The organism is Renibacterium salmoninarum ATCC 33209 (assembly GCF_000018885.1).
In the GTDB taxonomy this organism is placed as follows: Bacteria; Actinomycetota; Actinomycetes; order Actinomycetales; family Micrococcaceae; genus Renibacterium; species Renibacterium salmoninarum.
Genome location: NC_010168.1, coordinates 1,914,643 through 1,939,851 on the forward strand (window position 1 = coordinate 1,914,643; position 25,209 = coordinate 1,939,851).

The following is a 25,209-nucleotide window of genomic DNA, read 5'->3' on the forward strand; positions in this document are numbered from 1 at the left end:
GCGGGCTAAAAAAGCCTACTCGCCACGGGCTTTCTGGATGATCTCGTCGGAAACTGCCTTCGGGACCTCGGCGTAGCTGTCGAACTGCATCGAGTACACGGCACGACCCTGGGTCTTAGACCGCAGATCGCCGATGTAACCGAACATTCCGGACAACGGAACCAAGGACCGGATGACCTTGACGCCACTGGCATCTTCCATGGACTGCATCTGGCCACGACGAGAGTTGAGGTCACCGATAACATCGCCCATGTATTCCTCAGGCGTACGGACTTCAACTTCCATCAGTGGTTCGAGCAGAACCGGATCAGCCTTCCGAGCAGCTTCCTTGAACGCCATACGACCGGCGATCTTGAAGGCCATTTCGGAGGAGTCAACGTCATGGTAAGCGCCGTCGAGCAGCGTCGCCTTGATGCCGACAACCGGGTAACCAGCGAGCACACCATCGGTGAGGGCACTTTGGATACCCTGATCAACGCTGGGGATGTATTCACGAGGAACACGGCCACCGGTGACCTTGTTTTCGAACTCGTACAAGACGCCTTCTTCCGAAGTGAAAGGCTCGATCGCAATCTGAATCTTTGCGAACTGGCCGGACCCACCGGTCTGCTTCTTGTGCGTGTAATCGTGCTTCTCCACCTTGCGGCGAATGGTTTCACGGTAGGCAACCTGCGGCTTACCAACGTTGGCCTCAACCCGGAACTCGCGACGCATGCGATCCACCAGGATGTCCAGGTGAAGCTCGCCCATGCCGGCGATGATGGTCTGGCCAGTATCTTCGTCCAAGTTAACCCGGAAAGTCGGATCCTCAGCGGAGAGTTTCTGGATAGCCGTAGAAAGCTTTTCCTGATCGCCCTTGGTCTTCGGCTCAATAGCAACCGAGATAACCGGCTCCGGGAAGCTCATGGACTCAAGCACAATCGGGTTGGTGATATCCGCGAGGGTGTCACCGGTAGTGGTGTCCTTCAAGCCGATGGCCGCGTAGATGTGACCTGCCAGGGCCTCTTCTACCGGGTTCTCCTTGTTGGCGTGCATCTGGAAAAGCTTTCCGATGCGCTCCTTCTTACCCTTGGTCGAGTTGATGACCTGGGTGCCGGAAGCGATCTGACCCGAGTAAACCCGGATGAAGACCAGCTGGCCGAAGAACGGGTGGGTAGCAACCTTGAACGCGAGAGCCGAGAACGGCTCGTCGGTGCTCGGCTTGCGAGTCATCTCGGTCTCTTCGTTGCGAGGATCGTGACCGATCATCGGCGGAACGTCAAGCGGAGACGGCAAGAAGTCGACGACGGCGTCCAGCATCGGCTGCACACCACGGTTCTTGAACGCGGAGCCACAAAGGACTGGGTAGATCTCAGAAGCGATGGTCAGCTTACGGATGCCAGCTTTGAGCTCAGCAACGGTCAGCTCTTCGCCTTCGAGGTACTTCTCCATGAGTTCTTCGGAAGCTTCGGCAGCGGCCTCAACGAGGGCTGCACGGTATTCCTGTGCCTTCTCCAGCAAATCCGCGGGGATCTCCTGAACTTCGTACTTAGCACCCATGGTGACATCACCCTTGGAGTCGCCAGGCCAAACCAGTGCGCGCATTTCGAGCAAGTCAACAACACCAACGAAATCGTTCTCAGCGCCGATAGGCAGCTGGATAACCAGCGGTTTGGCACCAAGGCGGTTGATGATGGTGTCTACGGTGAAGTAGAAATCAGCACCCAGCTTGTCCATCTTGTTCACGAAGCAAATACGAGGTACCTCGTATTTATCAGCCTGGCGCCAAACAGTCTCAGACTGCGGCTCCACACCTTCTTTGCCGTCGAAAACAGCAACGGCGCCGTCGAGTACACGCAATGAACGCTCCACCTCAACGGTGAAGTCAACGTGTCCCGGGGTGTCGATGATGTTGATCTGGTTACCGTTCCAGAAAGAAGTCACCGCGGCGGAGGTGATGGTGATGCCGCGTTCCTTCTCCTGCTCCATCCAGTCGGTCGTCGAAGCGCCGTCGTGGGTTTCGCCGATCTTGTGGTTCACACCCGTGTAGAAAAGGATGCGCTCGGTAGTAGTGGTCTTACCGGCATCAATGTGCGCCATGATGCCGATATTGCGGACCTTGTTGAGGTCGGTAAGCACGTCCTGTGCCACGGTGTCTCCCTAATTCAAGGTGTTGAGCTTGCATCGGCCCTGAAGGGCCATTGTTACGGGCGACGGCGACTTCCACCGAGGTGGGATGGCCGCCGTCGTCCTTTCCTGACGGAAGCAGGGACTACCAGCGGTAGTGTGCGAACGCCCGGTTGGCTTCAGCCATCTTGTGCGTATCTTCGCGACGCTTGACTGCTGCACCAAGACCGTTGCAGGCATCCAAGATCTCGTTGCGCAAGCGCTCAGTCATGGTTTTCTCGCGGCGAGCCTTGGAGTAACCAACCAACCAACGCAGTGCAAGTGCAGTTGCGCGGCCCGGCTTAACCTCAACCGGAACCTGGTAGGTGGCGCCACCGACACGGCGAGACTTGACCTCAAGGCTGGGCTTGATGTTCTCCATTGCCTTCTTCAAAGCTGCGACGGGATCGCCACCGCTCTTCTCGCGGGCGCCTTCCAGCGCGCCGTAGACAATGCGCTCAGCAGTGGACTTCTTGCCATCCACCAGGATTTTGTTGATGAGCTGGGTAACCAGCGGGGATCCGTAAACCGGATCTAGGACGAGAGGCCGCTTAGGGGCCGGACCCTTGCGAGGCATATTACTTCTTCTCCATCTTCGCGCCGTACTTGCTACGGGCCTGCTTGCGGTTCTTCACGCCCTGGGTATCGAGCGAGCCACGGACGATCTTGTAACGAACGCCAGGCAGATCCTTAACACGACCACCGCGCACCAACACAATGGAGTGTTCCTGCAGGTTGTGGCCAACGCCGGGGATGTAGGCTGTCACTTCGATACCACCGGCAAGGCGCACGCGGGCAACCTTACGCAGGGCCGAGTTCGGCTTCTTAGGGGTCGTGGTGTAAACACGGGTGCAGACGCCGCGGCGCATCGGGTTGTTCTTCAGCGCGGGAGCCTTGGTCTTGGCGACCTTCGGTGAGCGGCCCTTGCGGACCAGCTGGTTGATCGTAGGCACTTATAGTTCTCCGTTGTAGTTCTGTCGAGGCTGTTCATCACGGACTCGACTGTTTTGCCCCACACCTCTACCCCGTAGTTATCCGGGGAAGTGCGAGGCGATAAGCACTGTTACTCGTCGTGCAGCCTCAGGGAATACTTTCTTCAACAGCTACAGCGTGTAACCTACGAGAAATATTCCACATACCCTAGGCATGCAAAAAGGTGGCATTTGTTGCACAAGCTGCGTGCAACGCGGAACGGGATCCTCTGCCATCACTAACAATTACGTCTACTTTATCACGAATTACCCTGCTAATTCACGCCCACGATTGGCCCAACCAAGCTGATCCAGTGCTACCCGCCTAAGCGCGGCAGCAAGTTGAGCAACAACACCATCAGCAAGCCAACCACTGAGACAATAGATTGAATCACCGATATGGTCTTGGTCGCCTCAGCCATGTTCATACCGAAGGGCTCCTTTACCAGCCAAAAAGCTGCATGGTTCGCATAATTGAAAAGAGTGAACCGGAGCCAATTGCAAGAGCTAGTAACGGCAAGTTCAAGCTTGGGTCAGCCAAAGCAAGCGGGGCCAAAAGACCCGAGGCACCAACGATGCCCGCGGTGGAAGAGTCGGTAGCTACCGAAAGCAGCATCGCGATGAGCCAACCTAAGACCAAAGCCGAAAGCTCAAAATGCTCCGTCAAGCTCACAATGGCATCACCGACTTTTGCGTCAACCAAGACTTGCTTAAACGCGCCACCGCCAGCAATGATCAGCAAAATTCCGGCGATCGGTTTGAGGCTGGCTCCCAGCGAATCACGCAGTTTTGCGCTGTCGACGCCGCGTGCGTACCCCAGAACAACAGCAGCGAATAGCACGCCAACGAACATCGCAATAATCGGCTCGCCAATAAATTCAGTGATCTTGGCTGCCGCTGAGCCCGCCGGAAAAACCGTCTCACCCACGGTGCGAAAGACCATCAACAAAGCCGGAAGCAGCACTGCGAGGAGACCGATGCCAAGATTGGGGCCAGGCTTAGTAGAAATCTGGCTGCCGGTGTATTGTTCCAAGAGCGCCGCATCGGGTCGAACTGTCATCCGTGGCGCAAGAAACCGCGCATACAAAGGCCCAGCAAGCACAATGGCCGGCACTGCGGCAATAATGCCGTAAAGCATCGTTGGGCCGACGTCGGTCTTGAGGGTTGCGATTGCGGTCAGCGGTCCAGGGTGCGGCGGAACCATGCCGTGCATAGCCGCTAACGCTGCGATGGCCGGGACGCCCCCCAATATGTACGGTGAGCCCTTGAACGCGCCCTTGTCTTCGAGCTTCTTAGCAATGCTGAAAATCAACGGCAACAACATCACGAGGCCAACTTCGAAAAACATCGGAATGCCGATGACGAAGGCGGCGCCAGCCATTGCCCAAGGCAGCATCCGGTCCGAGGAACGCCGCAGAATCGCGTCCGCGAGCTTTTCCGTTGTGCCGGAATCCGCCAAGATCTTGCCGAGCATGGCGCCTAGGGCCACCACAATGCCAACATCACCCAGGGTGCCTCCGGCACCCTTCTCCACTGCGGTGGCAATTTTTTCCAAGTCCATTCCGGAAACTACACCGACCAGAATTGATACGCCCATGAGCGCCAACAGCGGGTGCAACCGAATGCGACTAACAATTAAGCGCCACCGATATCACGACGCCGCCCAGAGCAGTAAGCAGCAGCTGGACATCATCACCGGACAATTTGGTCCCCCTCTACATGACCGTCCGGCGAGCGTCACTGCGCGCTGGATCCGCGCCGACATTACCCGAAGCTGATGTGAATCAGCCGCTCAGAGCGGCAATGTGACGCACTTGGTCCGGAGGAAATTATCCGGCTGACTAGAGGATCTCTGCGAGAACTTTCTGCGCCAAGCCGAAGGAAATTATCATACCAATGCCACTCGTGACGGTTACCGCCGTCGCCCTTGAACTCAGCGGTGCGATCAAGAATGGCTGCTGTGAGCTTGCCGCGTACACGCCTTGCCAACGCTCCAAGACCTTGAACGGACCCTGGCCGAGAAGCTCCGCTGCGCGATCAAGCAACGTTTGGCCAACCGCTTCGTCCTGGAATGGTGCCTGGGTTGGGTTCAGATAATGTGAATCGCCAACCAAAAAAGTGCCGTCTGGACGCTGGGTAAACATCACGTTGGCGTCGATCTCCATGTAAACGTGGATCTGCCTCAGCAAGTTCAGCTCTGAGCGTCGCGGCAGCAGGCATCGCAACAAATGCCGGATATCGAAGCATGGACGTGGTGGTGAGCACTGCTGGGTCAATCCGAATTCCGCCAGCTACTTCGACCCGAGTCATCTGCAATGCGCATCTGAGCACGCCTCGCTCGGCCGCAAGTTGTGGGAACACATAATCGAGATCATGGCCAACACAAATGACCGTAGGCTCGGCCTTTATTAGTCCGCGGCTCGTGTGGGCTCCAGAGTCGTGCAGGCTCGAAAATGCAGTGTTCCAAAAGAATTTGACGCCTTGTTCGGCAAGCCAGGCAGCAAGTGAACTCACCGCTTCGCGCGGATCTACGCCTAAATCATCGCGCAACCACGCGCCACCCAGAATCTCCGCTTGACCGCCGTTAAGTGCCGCACGTACCTCCTGCGCAGTACGCAATTGAATCTGACCCAGCGGACGACTCTGAGCAAGTTGCTCCAGCAGATCCATTTCGGTCTGCGAGCGCGCAACAGCAAGTGCTCCCGATTCCGTGGAGAAAAAGCCAGCATTTTCGCTGGCCGCCAACCAGCGTGGCCGACCAGATTGCGCTAGCTCGAGCAGCTCGCCCGTTTGAGCAGTGATGCAGCAGTGGCCAAAGTTGCGAATCGAAGCACCAACAGCTCGGTGGTCACGATCAATTACGACGACGCGCAATCCTCGCTGATGCGCTTCGAAGGCGTGAGCCAAGCCAATGATGCCCGCTCCAACGACGAGCAGATCGGCCTCGGCAAGAAAAGTATCCATACTTCCACTGTGCCGTCAGCACTTCAACCACTCAAGTCAAAAACAAACTTGTATAGACATGTTTTCCCAATGTTCACTTTTCTCGTCCATATTGTCGACAAAAGCCACGCATCAAGTGGATATGCTGAGAATATGACCACTCCCCTGCACCTGAAGCTCAGCGCGGAATTCAGGCAGCGAATCCACTCTGGCGCCTGGCCGCAAGGTTCACTTGTACCTTCTGAAGCTCAGTTGTGCGCTGAATTCGACGTGTCCAGAGGACCCGTTCGGCAAGCCTTGGCCGCGCTCCGACAAGAAGGCAGCATCACCGGTGGACGGGGCCGCTCCCCTATGGTCCGCGGTGATGTTCCCTCACAGTCATTTGACACGTTCATGTCCTTTACCCAGTGGGCAGAGAACATCAATCGGGTACCCGGTCAGAAAACTTTGGAAATTGCCCGTCGTCCAGCTGGCGAGTACGTTGCCGAACAACTAGAAATTGATGCCGAAGACCCCGTGGTGACCGTACTCCGAGTGCGCTACCTCGACGGAATCCCGACGATGCTGGAACGCTCGCACTATCTCGTCGAGGCGGGAAACCAGCTGTTCAACTTTGACACTGATAGTGGTTCAACCTTCCGCTACTTGCGCGATAACGGCGTCGAGCTCAATTCAGCACGGCACTTTATTGACGCGGTGGCCGCCAATGACGAGGATGCTTTACATCTTGAAATCAGCCTTGGCGCGCCGCTTTTACGAGAACGTCGAATCAGTTTTAGCGATGACGGAACTCGATTGGAATACGGCGAAGACCGCTATCGTCCGGAAATGACCAGTTTCATGATCGATAACACGCTGGCAAACCGCACCCCACTATCCAGAGTAGATAATCACGATCATGCTGGCGCAGCGGATGCGGCGGCCGATACAGGAACATCAGGAGATTCATGATCGAGCTTGCAGTTTTCGATATGGCCGGAACCACCATTGAAGATCACGGGCTGGTCTATCAAGCCCTACGGGGCAGTGTCGAGGAAACTGGCGCCACCGTCAGCGCCGCGGATCTTCAGCTGTGGATGGGCACGGACAAGGTATCTGCAATCAATGCGCTCATGCGACTTGGTGGCGTCGAGCCGGTTGGTGAATCTGTACACCGTGCTTTTGGCCGCTTCCGGGAGCTGCTTGCCGCGTTCTATGCCGAGCAGCCCCCAATTGCACTTCCTGGCATAGAAACCGCTTTGCAAAACCTGCGTACTCGCGGGATCAAAATTGCATTGACTACCGGCTTTTACGACGACGTTGCCTACCCATTGCTTGAAACTTTGGGTTGGTCGGTTGGCCCAGCTGGCTTGCTAGACGCCGTCGTCACTACGACGGACGTTCGAGCCGGCCGACCAGCTCCCTATATGATCTAGCGGGCAATGGAACGCACTAGCACTCTTGATACCCGCAAAGTCCTTTCCGCCGGCGATACCTTGGTGGATGTTCAGGCCGCGCAGAACGCTGGCGTGCTGAGCATTGGCGTACTCACCGGATCACTGACGGCCGAAGACTTTGCCTCAGTTGCCCCGGACTATGTGTTGCCAAGCGTGGCCCAAGTTCCTGACTTGGCTGAGCTTCAGCAGTCCGCAGCCTAGGCCATCAGGCCGTTACAGGACGAGTTTCGTGCGCAATCCCGGCGTGCTCTTTGCCCAAGCCAAATCGCAGAAGTCGTAGCGCATTAAAGACCACCAGCAGCGACGAGCCTTCGTGAATGAAGACCACAGGTCCCATTTCCATGCCCAATAAGCTGGCTGGAATCAGGAACGCCACGATCACCAGTGAAGCAATCAGATTTTGTCTGATGATGTTGCTACTGGCGCGGCTCAGTCGAATTAAGAACGGTACCTTGCCTAGATCATCGCTCATCAGGGCGACGTCGGCAGTTTCCAAAGCGACTGCCGAGCCAGCAGCACCCATGGCGATTCCGACGGTGGCATTCGCCATTGCCGGGGCATCGTTGACGCCATCGCCCACCATCGCGGTGAATCGTCCCTGGCCGCCGAGCTTTGCAATCGCCGCGACTTTGTCTTCCGGCATCAATTCCCCGTGCGCAGTATCAACGCCTACCTGGTTCCCAACGGCGTCTGCTACCCGTTGGTTGTCGCCGGAGATCATCACCAGTTGCTGCACGCCGCTTTGCCGCAATGCGTCGAGCACATCCTTTGCTTCTTGACGCGGCGCGTCCATCACACCGAGTACACCCAGGAATCGCTCACCGGATCGGACCACCATGGTGGTGCGCCCGGCAGCTTGCAACGTGTCAACCGAGAGCAAAAGCTCCCCATCATTTTTTACTCCTGCTTCTTCGAACAAACGTAGGCTGCCAATCTGCACCAGCTCGCCGTCGACAAAAGCTTTAACACCGCGGCCAGTAATTGCTTGCAGATCCTCAGCGACTGGACGCTCGCTAGCTGGCACCTCGGATTCGAGGCCGCGAGTAATCGCACCAGCGAGCGGGTGATCACTCACTGATTCCAGCGCCAAAGCTAGCCGGGACAATTCAGCACGATTGACTCCCGCGAGCTCGACGACGTCGGTGAGTTTTGGCTGGCCCCAGGTGAGCGTCCCGGTCTTGTCGAACGCCATCGCGTTGACTCGGCCCAGGTTCTCCAGAGCCGCGCCGCCTTTGACTAGCAAACCCGCTTTAGCAGCTCGGGCGACTCCGGCGAGCACTGCCGCCGGGGTAGCGATTGCTAAGGCACACGGGCTAGCCGCCACCAAAACCAGCATTGCCCGGAAGAAGCTATCAACCAGAGATTCGTTGATGAAAAGCCAGCCGAAGAGGAACACCACAATAACCAAGCCGATTACTGCAGGTACGTAGAAACGCTGGAACTTATCAATGAACCGTTGGGTATTCGACTTCGTTGAATCAGCGTCTCTCACCATGGCGACGACTCGGGACAGCGTGTTGTCCTTCGAAGCGACACTGACGACCACTTCCAAGGGACCCGAACCATTGACAGTGCCGGCGAAGACTTTACCGGAATCGTCGATGGTCGAAGGATTTTCGACGGCGGCAGCGGGTACCGCGCGTTTTTCCACCGGGATGCTTTCGCCAGTAATGGACGATTGATCAACTGCTGAGTTGCCTAGAACCACAAACCCGTCGGCTGGAATCCGGGAATTCGGCTTGATCAAGACAATATCCCCAGGCACCAGCTCCTCGGTGGGCCGCTCGATAGTTTGCCCAGAAGCAGCTCGCACCAACGCCGTTGCTGGCGCCAATTCAGCCAATGCTTCGATCGAGCGCTTGGCACGACCCATTGCGTACTCTTCCAGGGCGTGACCCAGGCTGAAGAGGAACAGCAGTACGGCACCTTCGGCGAACTTACCCACCGAGGCAGCACCAATCGCGGCGACCAGCATCAAGAAGTCAACCTCAAAGCGCCCGTGCCTAATCGAGCGCCAGGCCGAGCTGAAAGTAAAGAATCCGCCAAAGAAATAGGTGGCGATGAAGAAGGTCAATGCCAGGCCGGAGGGCGCTGGTATCCAGTACTCAAAGGCAAGCCCTAAGAGATAGGTTGCGCCGGAGGCAATGGCGAAACCCATTTCAAGTTTTGGGTTGTCGCCGTGATAGTGGGGTTGATTCGGTTTGACCTGCGGTTTGGTCTCTGTCATCGTCATGACATCAGTATATATTTATCTATAGACATATGTAAATATCTAAAATAGATGCTAACGATTATCAGATTCAGCAGACACTACGTGAAGATGAAACAGTGAAACTCAGCAACGAGCATGCCGAAGACTTGGCACAAGTAATGCAAGCTCTCTCCTCCCCCGGTCGTTTGCTGATTTTGGCGCGGTTGGATGACAGCCCCTGCTCGGTGAGCACTTTGGTTGAAGATTGCGGTATGGCACAAGCCACCATTTCTAATCATCTGCGAATCTTGCGGCACCTTGATCTGGTCACCGGTCAGCGCGAAGGACGTCAGGTAATCTATTCGCTCTACGATGCCCACGTACAAGAGTTCTTCCGGCAAGCTCTAGGACATATCGGGCACAGCTAGCCGATCAAGCCGTGGGTGTCTCCGGGCGACTAAATTGTGCCACCCCGCCCTTGAAACTGAGCACCTGCCCGGTGAGCGTAAACGATGATGCGTCGATGGTCGCCTTACCAACCCGTGCGCCATCGGAAATATCAGCAGTGAAGCTTGCCGAGCCCGGCGCGGAGCTAATGACTGCCCAACCAAGAACCGGCGACCATTCCAGAATCTTGAGCGTCGGTCGACTGAGAATCGTCCAGTGCGCGTTAGTTACCGTGTATTGCGTAACAATCGGATCGTCCGCACGCCCAGAAAATGGACAACCAGTCAACACCACGGATTGCTGAGCCGTACAGGAATCTAGATACTTATTCGCCGCGTCGGTAATTGACGCTTGCCCTTCTGCGGTAAGCGTGGCGGTAACTACCGCATCTTGAGTTTTGATGGTGCCGAATCCGTTGACTTTGAGATTCGATTTATCGGTTGTTACCGTGGGGTCCTGTTTAGCCGCAGCCACCGGGTAGGTGCCGGGCAGCGCTTTGAGATTGAGCTTTTTCAGCTGTTCCGGCAGATTCTGCCCCGCCGGAGCAACTACCGGATGAAGTTCGACGCCGGCAACGGTAAGCCCCAGCGAAGCCGGGCCAAGTAGTTGAATATTGGCGCTCTGTAATGTGACCGGATTGAGCTTCCACTTGTCGACGAAAAAATCTTTCCCATCCGTCACTAGGCTGAAATCTTGCGGGTAGCTATCTGCCCCTTGCGAGATTGTCGTTTGGACCGTCGCGGTGCCATTTTCAATGGTTGTCTTATCAATGCTGAAGCTACTGATCCGATCCGTAGCTTTGGCGTACACAGCATCGTTGATCAGAGTTTTGTCTGCGGTCGCTAGCTCGTTGCCGCTAAGCCGCATCGCCGCTTCGGCCTGACCTTGGACAAGGGCGGTCAAAAAAGCGTCAACCTGTTTAGCTGGCGCGTTCCGATCATTCGCGCCGATAATCCAGATCGCGGCACTGATCAGAACCAAGACCACCACCAGCCCAGCTCCGAGCAGACTAAATAACAGCGCCTTTCGAGGCTTTTTCGGCTCTACCTGGGACATTGGATATCCCATCGAGAACTGAGTTTGGGATCCCTGTGGCGGCAGATAGATCTCCGCACCTGGTGCAATCGGCGGATTCGCGGCGCTCGATGAGCTCGGTGGCGTAAATTGTTGCCCTGGTGACTGCCGGCCAGGTCCCGGCGTCGAAGGCTGTTGTGCTGGCGGAACAGACTCATCGTTCATTAGTACCTCTGGCTGCATTTGGGCTTTTTAGCCATCATACGGATCAAGAGCCGATCCTGTCGCCGACCTAGAAGCCGCAGCGAGGTGAAACCTGGCAAGCAATCCCCACTGGACAGCGTGTTCCTTTGGGCAGAAAAAGTATGCCCCACTAAGCACGATGACTTAGTGGGGCATACTCTCTAGCTATTTGGACTCGCTAGTTACTTCCTAGCGGTATTCCGAACCCAGATCGTAATCGTCGAGCGGGATCGCTTGGAACTCGGGGGCGAGGTCGCCACCAACTCCTGCGTAATCAAAATCGCTGAACGCACTCGGCGCGGTGAACAAGTTCGCCTTCGCCTCTTCCGTCGGCTCCACCGTGATGTCGGTGTAGCGCGGCAGACCGGTACCAGCCGGGATCAACTTACCGATGATGACGTTCTCCTTCAGGCCGAGCAACGGATCGCTCTTGCCTTCCATAGCCGCTTGCGTCAAGACGCGAGTGGTCTCCTGGAAGGATGCCGCGGAGAGCCAGGACTCGGTAGCCAAGGAAGCCTTGGTGATACCCATGAGCTCGTTACGTCCCGAAGCAGGCTTCTGCCCCTCGGACACCACGCGACGGTTTTCCGTCTCGAAGCGACCGCGCTCAGCAAGCTCGCCCGGTAGCAAGTTCGAGTCGCCGGACTCGATGACCGTAACGCGACGGAGCATCTGCCGAACAATAACCTCAACGTGCTTATCGTGGATGCCCACACCCTGGCTGCGGTAAACGCGCTGGACTTCCTCCACGAGGTGCTTCTGCGCGGCACGCGGGCCGAGCACACGAAGCACCTGCTTTGGATCCACAGCTCCAACAACCAACTTCTGGCCAACCTCAACGCGGTCACCATCAGCGACCAGCAAACGAGCACGACGCAGAATCGGGTAAGCGATTTCCTCGGTGCCATCGTCCGGAGTAAGCACCAGACGCATCTGGCGCTCGGTCTCTTCGATGTTGACCCGTCCGGCTGCTTCCGCAATGGGAGCAACACCCTTCGGGGTACGAGCTTCGAAGAGCTCCTGGATACGGGGCAGACCCTGGGTGATGTCCTCACCACGGCTAGCAGAAACAGCACCACCAGTGTGGAAAGTACGCATGGTCAGCTGGGTTCCGGGCTCACCAATGGACTGTGCAGCGATGATGCCAACGGCCTCACCAATGTCCACGAGCTTGCCAGTAGCCAAGGAACGGCCATAGCACTGAGCACAGGTTCCGACGGCGGACTCACAGGTGAGCACGGAGCGAACCTTGACCTCGGTCACGCCAGCTGCGAACAGCTCGGCGATCAGTACGTCGCCAACGTCAGCGCCAGCAGCAGCAAGCACCTTGCCCTTGGCATCGGTTACCTCGGTGGCCAATGTACGAGCGTAGACCGAGTTCTCGACCTCTTCGTGCATGACCAGCTCGCCATTTGAGTCAGCAACCGCAATCGGCAGCGTCAAGCCGTACTCAGTGCCACAGTCGTCCTCGCGAACGATGACATCCTGTGAAACGTCCACCAGACGACGGGTCAAGTAACCCGAGTTAGCGGTACGAAGCGCGGTATCGGCCAGACCCTTACGGGCACCGTGCGTAGCGATGAAGTATTCCAAAACCGACAGTCCTTCGCGGTACGAAGACTTGATCGGACGTGGGATAATTTCACCCTTAGGGTTAGCCACCAAGCCACGGATACCGGCAATCTGGCGAACCTGCATCCAGTTACCACGAGCACCGGAGGAAACCATCCGGTTGATGGTGTTGGATGCAGACAAGCTCTTGCGCATCGCATCAGCAACATCGTTGGTCGCCTGGTTCCAGATGTCAATGAGCTCCTGGCGACGCTCGTCGTCAGCAATCAAGCCCTTTTCAAACTGGGACTGAACCTTGGCAGCCTTGACCTCGTAACCTGCAAGGATGGCCGGCTTCTCAGCAGGCACCTCGATGTCAGAGATCGCAACGGTCACACCGGAGCGAGTTGCCCAGTAGAAGCCAGCGTCCTTCAAGTTATCAAGCGTCGCCGCTACGACAACCTTCGGGTAGCGCTCAGCCAAATCGTTGACGATCTCGGAAAGCTGGCCCTTATCGGCAACTTTCTCAACCCAGGGGTAATCTGCAGGCAAGGTGTCGTTGAAGAGCACCTGACCGAGCGAAGTTTCCACGATAGCGGGCTGGCCGGCTTCCCAACCTGCAGGAGCCTCCCAGTCTTCACCGGGTACAAAGTTGTCCAGACGAATCTTGACGGTGGAGTTCAAGTGCAGAACACCGGCGTCGTGCGCCATGATCGCTTCGGAAGGCGAGGTGAAAATCCGTCCTTCACCAGCTGAACCGACCCGCTTGGTAGTCAAGTGGTAAAGACCAATGATCATATCCTGCGAAGGCAGGGTGACCGGGCGGCCATCGGAAGGCTTCAAGATGTTGTTCGAGGAGAGCATCAGCACGCGAGCTTCTGCCTGAGCCTCAGGGCTCAAGGGCAAGTGCACAGCCATCTGATCGCCGTCGAAGTCAGCGTTGAAGGCGCCACAAACCAGCGGGTGAAGCTGGATTGCCTTACCTTCGACCAACATCGGCTCGAACGCCTGGATGCCCAAACGGTGCAGGGTTGGTGCACGGTTAAGCAAAACCGGGTGCTCAGTGATGATCTCTTCGAGAACGTCCCAAACCTGCGGGCGGTAACGCTCAACCATCCGCTTAGCGCTCTTGATGTTCTGTGCGTGGTTGAGATCAACCAAGCGCTTCATCACGAACGGCTTGAAGAGTTCCAGAGCCATCTGCTTAGGCAGACCACACTGGTGCAGCTTCAACTGTGGGCCAACAACGATGACCGAACGGCCAGAGTAATCGACGCGCTTGCCGAGGAGGTTCTGACGGAAACGACCCTGCTTGCCCTTGAGCATGTCGCTCAGAGACTTCAACGGGCGGTTACCCGGTCCGGTGACCGGACGGCCACGACGACCGTTGTCGAACAAGGAGTCAACGGCTTCCTGGAGCATCCGCTTTTCGTTGTTGACGATGATCTCCGGCGCACCCAGATCAAGCAAGCGCTTGAGGCGGTTGTTCCGGTTGATCACACGACGGTAGAGGTCGTTCAAGTCGGAGGTAGCGAAACGGCCACCGTCGAGCTGAACCATTGGACGCAATTCCGGCGGGATCACCGGAACGGCGTCAAGAACCATGCCGAGCGGGCTGTTCTTGGTGGTCAAGAATGCGTTGACAACCTTGAGACGCTTCAGGGCGCGGGTCTTACGCTGGCCCTTACCGTTCTGGATGGTGTCGCGCAGCGACTCCGACTCGGCTGCCATGTCAAAGTTCTCAAGGCGCTTCTTGATTGCCTCAGCACCCATCGAGCCTTCGAAGTACAGACCGTAACGGTCACGCAGCTCGCGGTAGAGACCTTCGTCGCCTTCAAGGTCGGTGACTTTAAGACCCTTGAAGCGATCCCAAACCTGGTCAAGACGATCGATATCAGCATCGGCACGCTTGCGGATGTTCGCCATCTGGCGATCAGCCGAATCGCGAGCCTTCTTCTTGTCAGCAGCCTTCGCGCCTTCGCCTTCGAGCTTTGTCAGCTCGCCTTCGAGGTCGCGGGCAATGCCAGCAATATCCGAGTCGCGGGTATCAACAAGCTGCTTCTTCTCCAGGTCGTGCTCGGCCTGCAGGTTCGGCAAATCGGCGTGACGCATTTCGTCGTCAACGCTGGTGATCATGTAGGCCGCGAAGTAGATGACCTTTTCGAGGTCTTTCGGAGCCAAATCGAGCAGGTAGCCCAAGCGCGACGGAACGCCCTTGAAGTACCAGATGTGCGTTACGGGAGCGGCAAGCTCAATGTGGCCCATCCGCTCGCGGCGGACCTTGGCACGGGTTACCTCGACGCCGCAGCGCTCACAGATGATGCCCTTGAAGCGCACGCGCTTGTATTTGCCGCAGTAGCACTCCCAGTCGCGGGACGGGCCGAAGATCTTCTCACAGAAGAGTCCGTCCTTTTCCGGCTTGAGCGTGCGGTAGTTGATAGTTTCCGGCTTCTTGACCTCGCCGAAAGACCAATCGCGAATATCACTCGCGGTGGCTAGGCCGATCTGCATGCTGCCGAAGGTAGCTTCGCTGGACATAGGGTCCTATCTTTCTCATCTTGAATCTGAAGTCTTACGAAAAGTGTTGGGGGTGAGGTTTCTCATCGGATTGTCCGGAGAGCGCCGTCAAGCGAAGCAGGCGCCGGAGGACATCCGATGGGAAACCTCCGGATTACACTTCTTCGACGGAGTTCGGCTCGGCCCTTGAGAGGTCGATGCCGAGTTCCTCCGCGGCCCGGAAGACTTCTTCATCCGAGTCACGCATTTCGATTGTGCTGCCTTCAGTGGAGAGAACCTCCACGTTCAAGCACAACGACCGCATTTCCTTGATTAGAACCTTGAAGGATTCGGGGATACCCGGCTCCGGAATGTTCTCACCCTTGACGATCGCTTCGTAGACCTTCACACGACCGTGAATGTCATCCGACTTGATGGTCAGCAGTTCCTGCAGGGTGTACGCGGCGCCATAAGCTTCCAGCGCCCAAACTTCCATTTCGCCAAAGCGCTGTCCACCGAACTGCGCTTTACCGCCCAAGGGCTGCTGAGTGATCATGGAATACGGGCCCGTGGAACGGGCGTGAATCTTGTCGTCCACCAAGTGGTGAAGCTTCAAGATATACATGTAGCCCACCGAGATCGGGTCCGGGAACGGCTCGCCGGAGCGGCCGTCGAACAAACGCGTCTTACCGGAACGGTTGATCAGAAGATCTCCGTCACGAGTCACGTTGGTCGAATCGAGCAGGCCCGAGATCTCTTCCTCACGTGCGCCGTCGAACACCGGGGTGGCCAAGATCTGGTCACGTCCAGTTTCACGCGGCAAGTTCGGCAGGTTCTTAACCCAGTCTGGCTCGCCGTCGATCTTCCAACCAGTCTTCGCGATCCAACCGAGGTGCAATTCCAGCACCTGGCCGACGTTCATACGACCCGGAACACCCAAGGGGTTCAGCACGATGTCCACCGGAGTGCCATCGGCAAGGAACGGCATATCTTCGATCGGCAAGATCTTGGAGATGACACCCTTGTTACCGTGGCGGCCAGCGAGCTTATCGCCGTTGGTGATCTTGCGCTTGGCAGCAACATAGATGCGAACCAATTGGTTCACGCCAGGGGCCAGATCGTCGTCGTTTTCGCGATCAAAAAAGCGAACGCCAATGACGGTACCGGACTCACCGTGCGGAACCTTGAGTGAGGTGTCACGTACTTCGCCCGACTTATCACCGAAGATCGCACGGAGCAAGCGCTCCTCAGGAGTTAGCTCGGTCTCGCCCTTCGGGGTGACTTTACCAACCAAGATATCGCCAGCATCAACTTCAGCACCGATGTGGATGATGCCGCGCTCGTCGAGTCCAGCAAGGATCTCCTCAGAGACGTTCGGGATGTCCCGCGTGATCTCTTCAGCACCAAGCTTGGTGTCGCGAGCATCGATTTCATGCTCTTCAATGTGAATAGAGGACAGCACATCTTCGGAGACGAGGCGCTGCGACAAGATGATCGCATCCTCGAAGTTGTGGCCTTCCCAAGACATGAACGCAACCAACAAGTTCTTACCCAGCGCCAATTCGCCCTGATCCGTTGCCGGACCGTCAGCGATGATGCCGCCAACTTCAAGACGAGCGCCTTCAGAAACCAACACGCGCTGGTTGTAAGCGGTGCCTTGGTTGGAGCGGTTGTACTTGGCAATCCGGTAGTTGGTCTCGGTGCCATCGTCGTTGAGCATGATGACCAGGTCTGCCGAAACTTCGGTGACTACACCGGCCTTCTTAGCAATGACGACGTCGCCCGCGTCAACAGCGGCGGCGCGCTCCATACCGGTGCCCACAACAGGAGCCTCGGAACGAACCAACGGCACAGCCTGACGCTGCATGTTGGCACCCATGAGTGCACGGTTAGCATCGTCATGCTCCAAGAACGGGATCAGCGCAGTAGCGACCGACACCATCTGGCGCGGGGAGACGTCCATGTACTCGACGTCGTCAGCAGCAACCAAAACAGGCTCGCCGCCACCACCACGTTGACGAACCAAAACCTGGTCTTCAACGAAGCTGGACTTGCTATCCAAGGGAGCGTTTGCCTGCGCGATGATGTAGTTGAGCTCGTCATCTGCGGTGAGGTAATCAACTTCGTCAGAAACGTGACCCTTGGAAACCTTGCGGTACGGGGTCTCGATGAAGCCGAGCGGGTTGATGCGTCCGTAGGAAGCCAATGAACCAATCAGACCAATGTTCGGGCCTTCAGGAGTTTCGATGGGGCACATACGGCCGTAGTGCGAGGGGTGCACGTCACGAACTTCGTAGCCTGCACGGTCACGGGACAGACCACCCGGGCCTAGCGCGGAGAGACGACGCTTGTGCGTCAAACCGGCCAGCGGGTTGTTCTGGTCCATGAACTGTGAGAGCTGCGACGTTCCGAAGAACTCCTTGATCGCAGCAACAACCGGACGGATGTTGATCAGGGTCTGCGGCGTAATCGCTTCGACGTCCTGGGTGGTCATCCGCTCGCGGACAACGCGCTCCATCCGAGAAAGGCCGGTGCGGACCTGGTTCTCAATGAGCTCACCAACGGCGCGGATACGACGGTTACCGAAGTGGTCGATATCATCAACGTCAACGCGCAGTTCGAAATCTTTGCCATCGCGCTTGGCCGTCAGCGACTTACCGCCAGCGTGCAAGGTGACCAGGAACTTGATAATCGCGACAATGTCGTTGATGTCCAAGACCGAGGCATCCGGCGAAGCCAATGACTTATCGATGCCGAGCTTACGGTTGATCTTGTAACGACCAACCTTGGCCAGATCGTAACGCTTCGGGTTGAAGTAGAGGTTGTCAAGCAACGTCTGCGCTGCTTCAACTGTCGGCGGCTCGCCCGGGCGCAGCTTGCGGTAGATATCAAGCAAAGCGTCTTCGCGGGTTGAGGTGCCGTCCTTCTCCAAGGTGGCGCGGATTGAATCGAACTCGCCGAATTCTTCGAGGATCTGGCTCTCAGTCCAGCCCAGGGCCTTCAGTAGAACCGTTACCGACTGCTTACGCTTACGGTCAAGGCGAACGCCGACCTGATCGCGCTTGTCGATTTCGAGTTCAAACCAAGCACCACGCGAGGGGATGATCTTCGCCGTAAAGATGTCCTTGTCACTGGTCTTGTCAGCAGTGCGCTCAAAATACGCGCCCGGTGAACGAACCAACTGAGACACCACAACACGCTCGGTGCCGTTGATAACAAAGGTGCCTTTTTCGGTCATCAGCGGGAAATCGCCCATGAACACGGTTTGCTGCTTGATTTCACCAGTGTTGTTGTTCATGAACTCGGCTTTGACATACAAAGGAGCCGAGAACGTAGCGTCCCGGTCCTTGCATTCAGCCATCGTGTACTTCGGATCAGCGAACTCCGGCTCCGAGAAGCTCAAGGACATAGTGCCCTGGAAATCCTCGATCGGGGAGATCTCTTCGAAGATGTCCGACAGACCGGAGGTAGTAGCTACGCTCTCGTCTCCGGCGTCGACGGCCTTCTGCATCCGGTCCTGCCAGCGCCCGTTACCGACGAGCCAATCAAAGCTCTCGGTCTGAAGGGCAAGCAGATTCGGAACATCAAGCGGTTCGTGAATCTTTGCGAATGAGATACGGCGGGTTGCACCATCGGTGCTTTCGACGTTGTTAGCGGTTTCGTTATTAGAGGCGCTTGAGGCGACCAAGAGGGATCCTTCCACAGACCTTCAGGCTTTGCTGCGTCTCTCTGCGGCCGGTAAACCGGCGCTACACCACTTGCACATGCCGTCAAGGAGACAACATGGCGAGCCCACCGCTATATGAAGGCTGAGGGTAAACAGGGAAGACGCGAATATTCAGAATAGCTGATGCATCCAAATATGTCCAGCCCACCAGAATACGCCCCGAAAACCTGGAGCACAAGAGTATCGAAGCAGCGAGTTACCTGCCTATTGGCTGACAGTTCACTCCCCCGGTAAAGGCTGCACCACTTTTCGGGCTTATCAGCGCCCTTTAAGCCCGAAAAGTGGTGCAGCGTTTGAAGATGGTTGAGCTTAGAATCCCGTTTGGGCTCTTACCACAGCGGCTTCATCGCGCTGGCCACTGTTTTCGAGCAGCTCGGCAAACTCCATACTGACGCCGCTGTGTTCCGGGGTACCGGTGTCCAGCCGTTCAAGGCAAGCCCTAAAAGCGGTGAATGCTTCGTCCGCTCTGGCTACCTGTGACAAGGCTCGCGCCGCACCAAGCTCGGCCATTGCTGCGGCCATGTGGTCGCCCGTTTCCGCGAACTCATCCGCGGCTGAAAGCAGCTCGGCAACGCTCTCATCAATACGATCCAACGCCAGTAACCCGCGCCCTTTTGAATCACGAATATTAGCGGCTTGCCACAGTGCACCATGTTCGACGGCGAGCGCACGGGCCTCGTCGAAATCGGCCAGTCCAGTGCCGTCCCCGGCTTCGCAACGGGCCTGTCCTTGCAGTTCAAGACTCTGCACAATCAGTTGCGGGAAACCAGAAGCACGCGCCGCCTCAACCGCGATCTCGGCGACTTGAACCGCGCCGGGGCCAGAGGCTCTCAAGAGTAATGAGACATCATCGATTGCCGCCGCCGCGATAACTTCGGGCTTATCGGTTCCTGTGGCCAGTTCGATTGCCTCGGTCCAAGCCTGGTGTGCAACTCCCAAGCTTTCAGCGGCTTTGGCCGCTCGGCCAAACCACAAAAGCGTTTCAGCGATTGAGGCTGGCTCAACCTCGGCCGCTTCTTCTTGCTGCCGAACGGCGTCGAAATTCTCCATCGCCAGGCCTGCTTCACCGGACCAGAACTGGTACTGACCCAATTTGAAGCGCAAGCCGGCTAAGTGCAACGGTTCCAGCCCGGCCATTTCACCGTGCCGGATTGTTTGCTGCGCGCGGATGGCCGCCTGCTCATCTTGGCCCGCGTCGCTATAGAGCGCTGCAGCAAGTCCCAATGAATCAATGAGTTGTTTCCGGGCTCCGGCGGCAAGGCAGAGGTCCGCACGGCGGTCTGCGAGCGCTGCCCCCTCGAGGAATTCGCCTTGCCGACCATGCAATTGAGCACGCGCTCGTAGCACCGAAGTCAGATAAGAGGCGGGCACCGTGTCGACGGCTAGTGTTGCGTCGAGCAATCGGCTAGCTTCTGGGATGAGCGAGTCATCTCCGGCCACGGCGAAGAGGCTGCCGAAGAGCCCACCAATGACAGCGGCCTGTTCTTTGTCCACTAAGTCCGGCGCTGCGGCGACGGCAATCCGGGCCGTGGCTACGGCGTCGTCTAAGTCCGGCGCTGCGGCGACGGCAATCCGGGCCGTGGCTACGGCGTCGTCAATTCGCCCGGCGCCCCACTGCAAAATGGCCAAGCTATTCGCGATTGAAACTATTGCCTCAGTACTTTCGTTTTGCTGGGCAGAGCTGAGTTCTTCCCGCAGCAGTTCTTCATGCTCAGTGGTTGCCCGACCATAGAGCACTACGCCTAACCGGCCTTCCAGCGCGGCCTCGTAGTCGAATCCCTGGGCAAGCAGGGCTTGGCTGCGAATCTTTAGTGCCTCAAACGCGGCTACATCCTTGTTTGCGTCCACGAGGGAGCTGGCCAGAATCGCCGCCGCTCTAGACTTGATGCGCTCGTCTTGCGCTAAGGCGATAGCGCGTTCTGCGGCGTCGATCGCTTGGTCAGCATCTTCCAGTAGTCCGGAGGCAACAAAAGCCCGCTCTAACCATTCGGCGGCGGTTGTTGGCGTGCTCAGCGTGGGCAGCTCTGCATTGACAAAGCCTTGGGTTTCCACCGGAAGGTCGTAATGCTCTGACTCCAGCGTTTGAAAGGCCTCAATGCGTCCGGAGTAATAGTCGTTGCCGTTGCGAAGGTCGAATTCAGCTGCCAATGTTTTTGCCGCAGACCAACTTGCAGCGGCCAACGTTTCAACGGTAAATCCGCCGTTTGACTCGCCAAGTAAGGGCGCCAGTTCTGCTGAGTCAGCAGCGCGTACCGGTAGGGATCCATGCCCAGCTCTGCTTACCGCATCCAACAGCACACCGTATCCGAGCAGCGCGTTAAAGCGTCGCCGCACATCAAGCGGATCTTCGGGCAGCTGATGAATGGAACGTTCTAAAATGTCCAAACCGCGAGCTTCATTCCCGGTTAGCGCGCAGAACACTAGATGGTGCCAGAACATCGGGAAGCCATCTGAATTGGCTCGCGCCATTCGGTAGGAGCGCAGATGCGCGGCTTTCGCGTCCTCTAGCCGATTGGCCCTCAGCAGCCGCAGTAACGAACTGGATTCGCAGGATTCCGGTTCATCTCCGCAGCTCAGGTTTTTGTCCATGATCTCGTCGTAAAGTCGCAGCGCTTTACTGTCCTTGCCGATGGCGGCAAAGTAGTCGACGTCTTCGGCACGCACGCAGGCCTCGCAGTGGCTGTAGTCGTCCCGGGGCACCTCATCGCGTCGAGTTCGAAATTCGCCAGCTTCAGCGAACCGTCCGGTTGCGTAGGCGGCGGCAAAGCGCGCTTGCCACAGGCCAGAAAGTCCGACGCCGGCCTCCCGGTAACGGGTCTCCATGTCCTGAAGCATTTGATCAAGTTGAGCGATGCTGAAGACCGGGTTTGCGCTGAAATGCCAAGCCATGTGTTTGAAATACCACAGCAAATCACGGTCATCGACTTCATAGGGAAACTTAGCTGGATCCGAATCGTGTTTCCCCAGGCACCAGGTGAACGCGGTCAGAGCAGCTTCGGTGTCTTCTGTCTGGGTGCCGGAAGAAATTAGACGCATCCGAGTTGAGTAGGACAAATCATCCGCGCCAATTTCATCCGCTGCTGCGATGGCTTTACGTACCAGCGAGGTCTCTTCTGGCCCATAGGGAAGTTGATCGGCCTGATCTTGAAGGGCCTGCACGTCTTCTCGAGTAGTCATTCTGGTTCCCTTCAGAGTGCTTCGGGGCCGGCGGTCGTGCCGAAATCTGCAGTGACGGAAAGATGAATCAAATCAGTGAGCGAACCGGTGAGCATGGCCCGATCGGCTGTGGTCAACGGTCGGTGCCCCTCAAGCATCGCCTGGACGTAAAGCAAGCGCACAGTGCGGTCGAAGACGACTTCGTCGCGCACGGTTGCCAATTCTCTCATCAACGGGGTAGCCCAATTCAAGCAGAGCCTGCTAGTTGGCGCCTCTCCGGAATCGCCCGCGGTTGCGTTGAGCTGAGCATCCACTTTGTTCATAATGCCCGCCCAGAAGCCTGGTGCCAGCTCAGCGGATTTTTCCCGCTCAATTCGACGCAACACCTCCGGGTCAGCAACATAGAGCGCCGGCAATTGCTCCGGAGCAAAAAGCCGCACGGAGACTTTACAGTGCGATTCGGCGAGCGCGGCTTCAGCCCGTTGTTCTAAGCCCGCAGTAACTTCTCGGTGCTCCAAGGACGGCGCGGAAAGCTCATCAAGGACTTCCGCAACCCTAATTCGCTCCACGGACAGCGCCGGGTTGAGCCGCACCAGGCCACGGATGAACTCGGATTCGTAGGTGTAACCGCCGTTTACTACCACGGTTCCGGCCGGTACTACGGCGGCAATTTGCCGGAATTCATCAACGGTTTCGGTGTAGCGGATGCTGCCACCGGCCTCGATCAGTTCGCGGCAACTGACCCGCCCGGAGGCCGTCTCCACACTGAGCCAGGGCACGATGACTTGGGCAAGCTCGTCGTCGTAAAGTGCTAATGAGCGCAGGGCGAGTTGATGGACTGCCAAGAATTGGTCGAACCGGCTTGGCTGAGTCGTGGCCAACTGCACAATCCAGCGTTTGAGGATCTTGCCAAGTTCTTCCCGGGTAAATTCCAGAGCGGAGTCTTCGACAAGTTGTTCTCGCGAGGCGGTTGGTTGTAATCCGGTGGTGTCCACCACGCAGCGCACGAAGAAAGCCCAGTCTGGGAGGAGGTCGTCCACCCGGTCGCTGAGTAGCATTCGGCCTAAGTAGGCCCGGTTAGCTTGATGGGCGGACGGCGGTGGCGCGCTGGGCAGCACGAAGGCCACTCCGCGTGTGCCGGTGCCCGGAATATCAATCCGAATCGCGTCCAGGGGTTGGGCACCAAGAAGCTCTTTGCCCAGTTCACGTAGCTCTTGGAGTTCGCTGCCAGAAGCGGTGCCCTTACCGAGGAACGCTGTGTCTAGAAGGTCAGCATTGAGGAAGGGCGGGGTGCGGTTGATCGCTTGGCCATTAACGTCAATGCTGACCGGGAGGTATTGGCCGTAATGCAGGGCTAGCCGCTGCACAGTCTCCCGGCTCAGCAGGGCCGCATCGTCTGGCCGAGGGTCAAGGACGATCGTGGTGCCTACCGGAATATCGTCTTCGTCCAGCGAACGCAAGGTAAAGGTGCCCTCAGCGGAGCCAACCCATTCAATGGCTTGACTGCCGGTAGCGCTGCGGGACCGAACCCGAATGTTGTCGGTGACTAGAAAGCAGCTGAGCAGCCCGATGCCGAATTGGCCCAGGAAATCTTCGCGGCGCAGGTTGAGCACGCTGTCGCGTTTGGAGCTGCGCCCCACGGTGGCGAGTAGCTGGGCGGCTTCGTCTAGGGTGAGGCCGACGCCGTTGTCACTGACGGTGAGGCGGGCGCCGTTGTGCTCGATCCGGATCCGGCCGGGTTCCGCGTTGGGGTCCTGCAGCTTGCGGGCGGAGATCGCGTCGACACCGTTTTGCATGAGCTCGCGCAAGTAGACCTGCGGCGTCGAGTAGATGTGCCGACTAAGCAGGTCGACGACGCCGCGCAGGTCAACCTGAAACGGCCGCTCGGTAGATTCCTGAGTCACGCTTCCCCTAGATCGATTGCGGGTTGGTAGTTCTCCAAACGATATCGCGCGGGGTGGGTGGTTCCCTACTTACTCTCGGGATACAAGTACTGCTCCCGCGTTGCTCCGGGAGTGAGGACGTACTTGAGGTTCTCAAGTTGCTTGATTGGGTCCCAATTTGTTGGAGGACCGCCCCAACCGTGACGCCATTGCATTCCATTTGCTGCCCATTCAGCAGTCAATTCAGCATGACGCTCCGGAAGCTCGTCCAGGCTCCTTACTCCGTCTCGAGTCCCAAACTCTAAACCGCAACAAGGGCAAATATCAAAGGTTGATATTCCGTCGGCATCAAATGGAGGTTCGTCGAATCCAACATATCCGCAGACTGGGCAGATGTATTTCACTTACTGCCTTCTTGGATGAAATATTGAACATTTGACATTTTATTCCTCTTTGGATCAGGGATATAATATGTTCGAATTGCGCCATCCTTAGTCAATATTCCAAAATGATTTGTTTCCGGATTAAACCGAACAACATCTCCATTTTTCCGAATCATTTGCATGATCAGCAATCCATCCCTGTTGGTCTGCAGGAATTTTGCCGCCATTTCCTCATATTCTTGAGCACTCTTGGCTCCGAAATCCGCACCGTGATCTGCCTAATGGCCTGCAAGTTTTCCATTTGCGAATTTTCCATCGTAAATCGGCACCCCACACGGTCCCGACAGCTGAAGCACCCGAACCACCACTACCGCAGTGGAACCTCCACCCATTAAAATTCCGGTACCAGGCCCCGCTCCGGCGAGCGGCGTCTTACCTGGCTTCGGCTTTGGCCGAGCACCCGGCCCTGCTTCGGCAGTGAATTTCTCAATGAGCTTCGCAGCGGCTTTGAATTTTTCAATTCGCTCAGCGATCATCGGTAGCTTTGATGAGTAGCTTACCGACTGCACCGATTACCTTGCCGAGCTTCCCCCAAGGAATAAATCCTACTGCGGCCCAAAAAC

At 57.1% G+C, this 25,209-nt stretch carries 17 protein-coding genes and 1 pseudogene; 4 read left to right on the forward strand and 14 right to left on the reverse strand.

The genetic code is table 11. The features are described 5' to 3' along the window. Positions 1-15: 15 nt before the first annotated feature. From fusA to RSAL33209_RS09620, 6 genes and pseudogenes are all read right to left on the reverse strand, one after another. Complete coding sequence (gene fusA, locus RSAL33209_RS09600; RefSeq protein WP_012245570.1) at positions 16-2,130, reverse strand: elongation factor G; 2,115 nt, start codon at positions 2,128-2,130, stop codon at positions 16-18. 121 nt (positions 2,131-2,251) lie between these two features. Then, entirely contained in the window at positions 2,252-2,722 is a 471-nt protein-coding gene (gene rpsG / locus RSAL33209_RS09605) for a 30S ribosomal protein S7 (RefSeq protein ID WP_012245571.1), read from the reverse strand. Between the two features lies 1 nt (position 2,723). Beyond that, positions 2,724-3,098: a 30S ribosomal protein S12 gene (rpsL, locus tag RSAL33209_RS09610; protein ID WP_012245572.1), complete on the reverse strand. Its 375-nt coding sequence runs from the start codon at positions 3,096-3,098 to the stop codon at positions 2,724-2,726. 335 nt (positions 3,099-3,433) lie between these two features. Beyond that, positions 3,434-4,713: pseudogene (locus RSAL33209_RS09615) on the reverse strand (GntP family permease). A gap of 244 nt (positions 4,714-4,957) precedes the next feature. After that, positions 4,958-5,161, reverse strand: a complete 204-nt coding sequence (locus RSAL33209_RS18750) for a hypothetical protein (protein ID WP_012245575.1) — start codon at positions 5,159-5,161, stop codon at positions 4,958-4,960. Then, on the reverse strand, positions 5,154-6,080 hold the full coding sequence (locus RSAL33209_RS09620) for an FAD-dependent oxidoreductase (protein ID WP_012245576.1): 927 nt from the start codon (positions 6,078-6,080) through the stop codon (positions 5,154-5,156). Before RSAL33209_RS09620 ends, RSAL33209_RS18750 begins: the two co-directional genes overlap by 8 nt. Before the next feature lie 132 nt (positions 6,081-6,212). On the opposite strand from RSAL33209_RS09620, the gene RSAL33209_RS09625 reads away from it, so the two are divergent. From RSAL33209_RS09625 to RSAL33209_RS18755, 3 genes are read left to right on the forward strand one after another with little or no spacing between them, the layout of a single operon-like run. Further along, on the forward strand, positions 6,213-7,010 hold the full coding sequence (locus RSAL33209_RS09625; RefSeq protein ID WP_080503802.1) for a GntR family transcriptional regulator: 798 nt from the start codon (positions 6,213-6,215) through the stop codon (positions 7,008-7,010). Further along, complete coding sequence (locus RSAL33209_RS09630) at positions 7,007-7,474, forward strand: HAD family hydrolase (RefSeq protein WP_012245578.1); 468 nt, start codon at positions 7,007-7,009, stop codon at positions 7,472-7,474. The genes RSAL33209_RS09625 and RSAL33209_RS09630 overlap by 4 nt, the downstream gene beginning before the upstream one ends. Positions 7,475-7,480: 6 nt before the next feature. Beyond that, positions 7,481-7,696, forward strand: coding sequence for an HAD family hydrolase (locus tag RSAL33209_RS18755; RefSeq protein ID WP_012245579.1), 216 nt, complete (start codon positions 7,481-7,483; stop codon positions 7,694-7,696). A gap of 4 nt (positions 7,697-7,700) precedes the next feature. On the opposite strand, the gene RSAL33209_RS09635 is transcribed toward RSAL33209_RS18755, so the two are convergent. Next, on the reverse strand, positions 7,701-9,728 hold the full coding sequence (locus RSAL33209_RS09635; protein ID WP_012245580.1) for a heavy metal translocating P-type ATPase: 2,028 nt from the start codon (positions 9,726-9,728) through the stop codon (positions 7,701-7,703). 95 nt (positions 9,729-9,823) lie between these two features. On the opposite strand from RSAL33209_RS09635, the gene RSAL33209_RS09640 reads away from it, so the two are divergent. Continuing rightward, positions 9,824-10,114 carry an ArsR/SmtB family transcription factor gene (locus tag RSAL33209_RS09640; protein WP_012245581.1) on the forward strand — a complete coding sequence of 97 codons (291 nt, stop codon included), beginning with the start codon at positions 9,824-9,826 and terminating at the stop codon, positions 10,112-10,114. A 4-nt stretch (positions 10,115-10,118) separates the two neighbouring features. Here RSAL33209_RS09640 and RSAL33209_RS09645 read toward each other — a convergent pair whose 3' ends face one another. The 7 genes from RSAL33209_RS09645 to RSAL33209_RS09675 form a co-directional block, all read right to left on the reverse strand. Next, positions 10,119-11,372 (reverse strand): hypothetical protein, encoded by a 1,254-nt coding sequence (locus tag RSAL33209_RS09645; protein ID WP_012245582.1) that lies wholly within the window; start codon positions 11,370-11,372, stop codon positions 10,119-10,121. 207 nt (positions 11,373-11,579) lie between these two features. Next, entirely contained in the window at positions 11,580-15,479 is a 3,900-nt protein-coding gene (locus RSAL33209_RS09650; protein WP_012245583.1) for a DNA-directed RNA polymerase subunit beta', read from the reverse strand. 133 nt (positions 15,480-15,612) lie between these two features. Then, the gene (rpoB, locus tag RSAL33209_RS09655; protein WP_041685544.1) at positions 15,613-19,125 is read right to left on the reverse strand and encodes a DNA-directed RNA polymerase subunit beta; all 3,513 of its coding nucleotides are present in this window, start codon (positions 19,123-19,125) and stop codon (positions 15,613-15,615) included. Positions 19,126-19,473: 348 nt separating this feature from the next. Next, a complete protein-coding gene (locus tag RSAL33209_RS09660; protein WP_012245585.1) occupies positions 19,474-22,341 on the reverse strand; it encodes an ATP-binding protein in 2,868 nt (955 codons plus the stop codon). Positions 22,342-22,352: 11 nt separating this feature from the next. After that, complete coding sequence (locus RSAL33209_RS09665; protein ID WP_012245586.1) at positions 22,353-24,224, reverse strand: HSP90 family protein; 1,872 nt, start codon at positions 24,222-24,224, stop codon at positions 22,353-22,355. Positions 24,225-24,603: 379 nt separating this feature from the next. Further along, a complete protein-coding gene (locus tag RSAL33209_RS17790) occupies positions 24,604-24,813 on the reverse strand; it encodes a hypothetical protein (RefSeq protein ID WP_049758958.1) in 210 nt (69 codons plus the stop codon). Positions 24,814-24,864: 51 nt separating this feature from the next. Next, positions 24,865-25,155, reverse strand: coding sequence for a hypothetical protein (locus RSAL33209_RS09675; protein WP_012245588.1), 291 nt, complete (start codon positions 25,153-25,155; stop codon positions 24,865-24,867). Between the last annotated feature and the right edge of the window lie 54 nt (positions 25,156-25,209).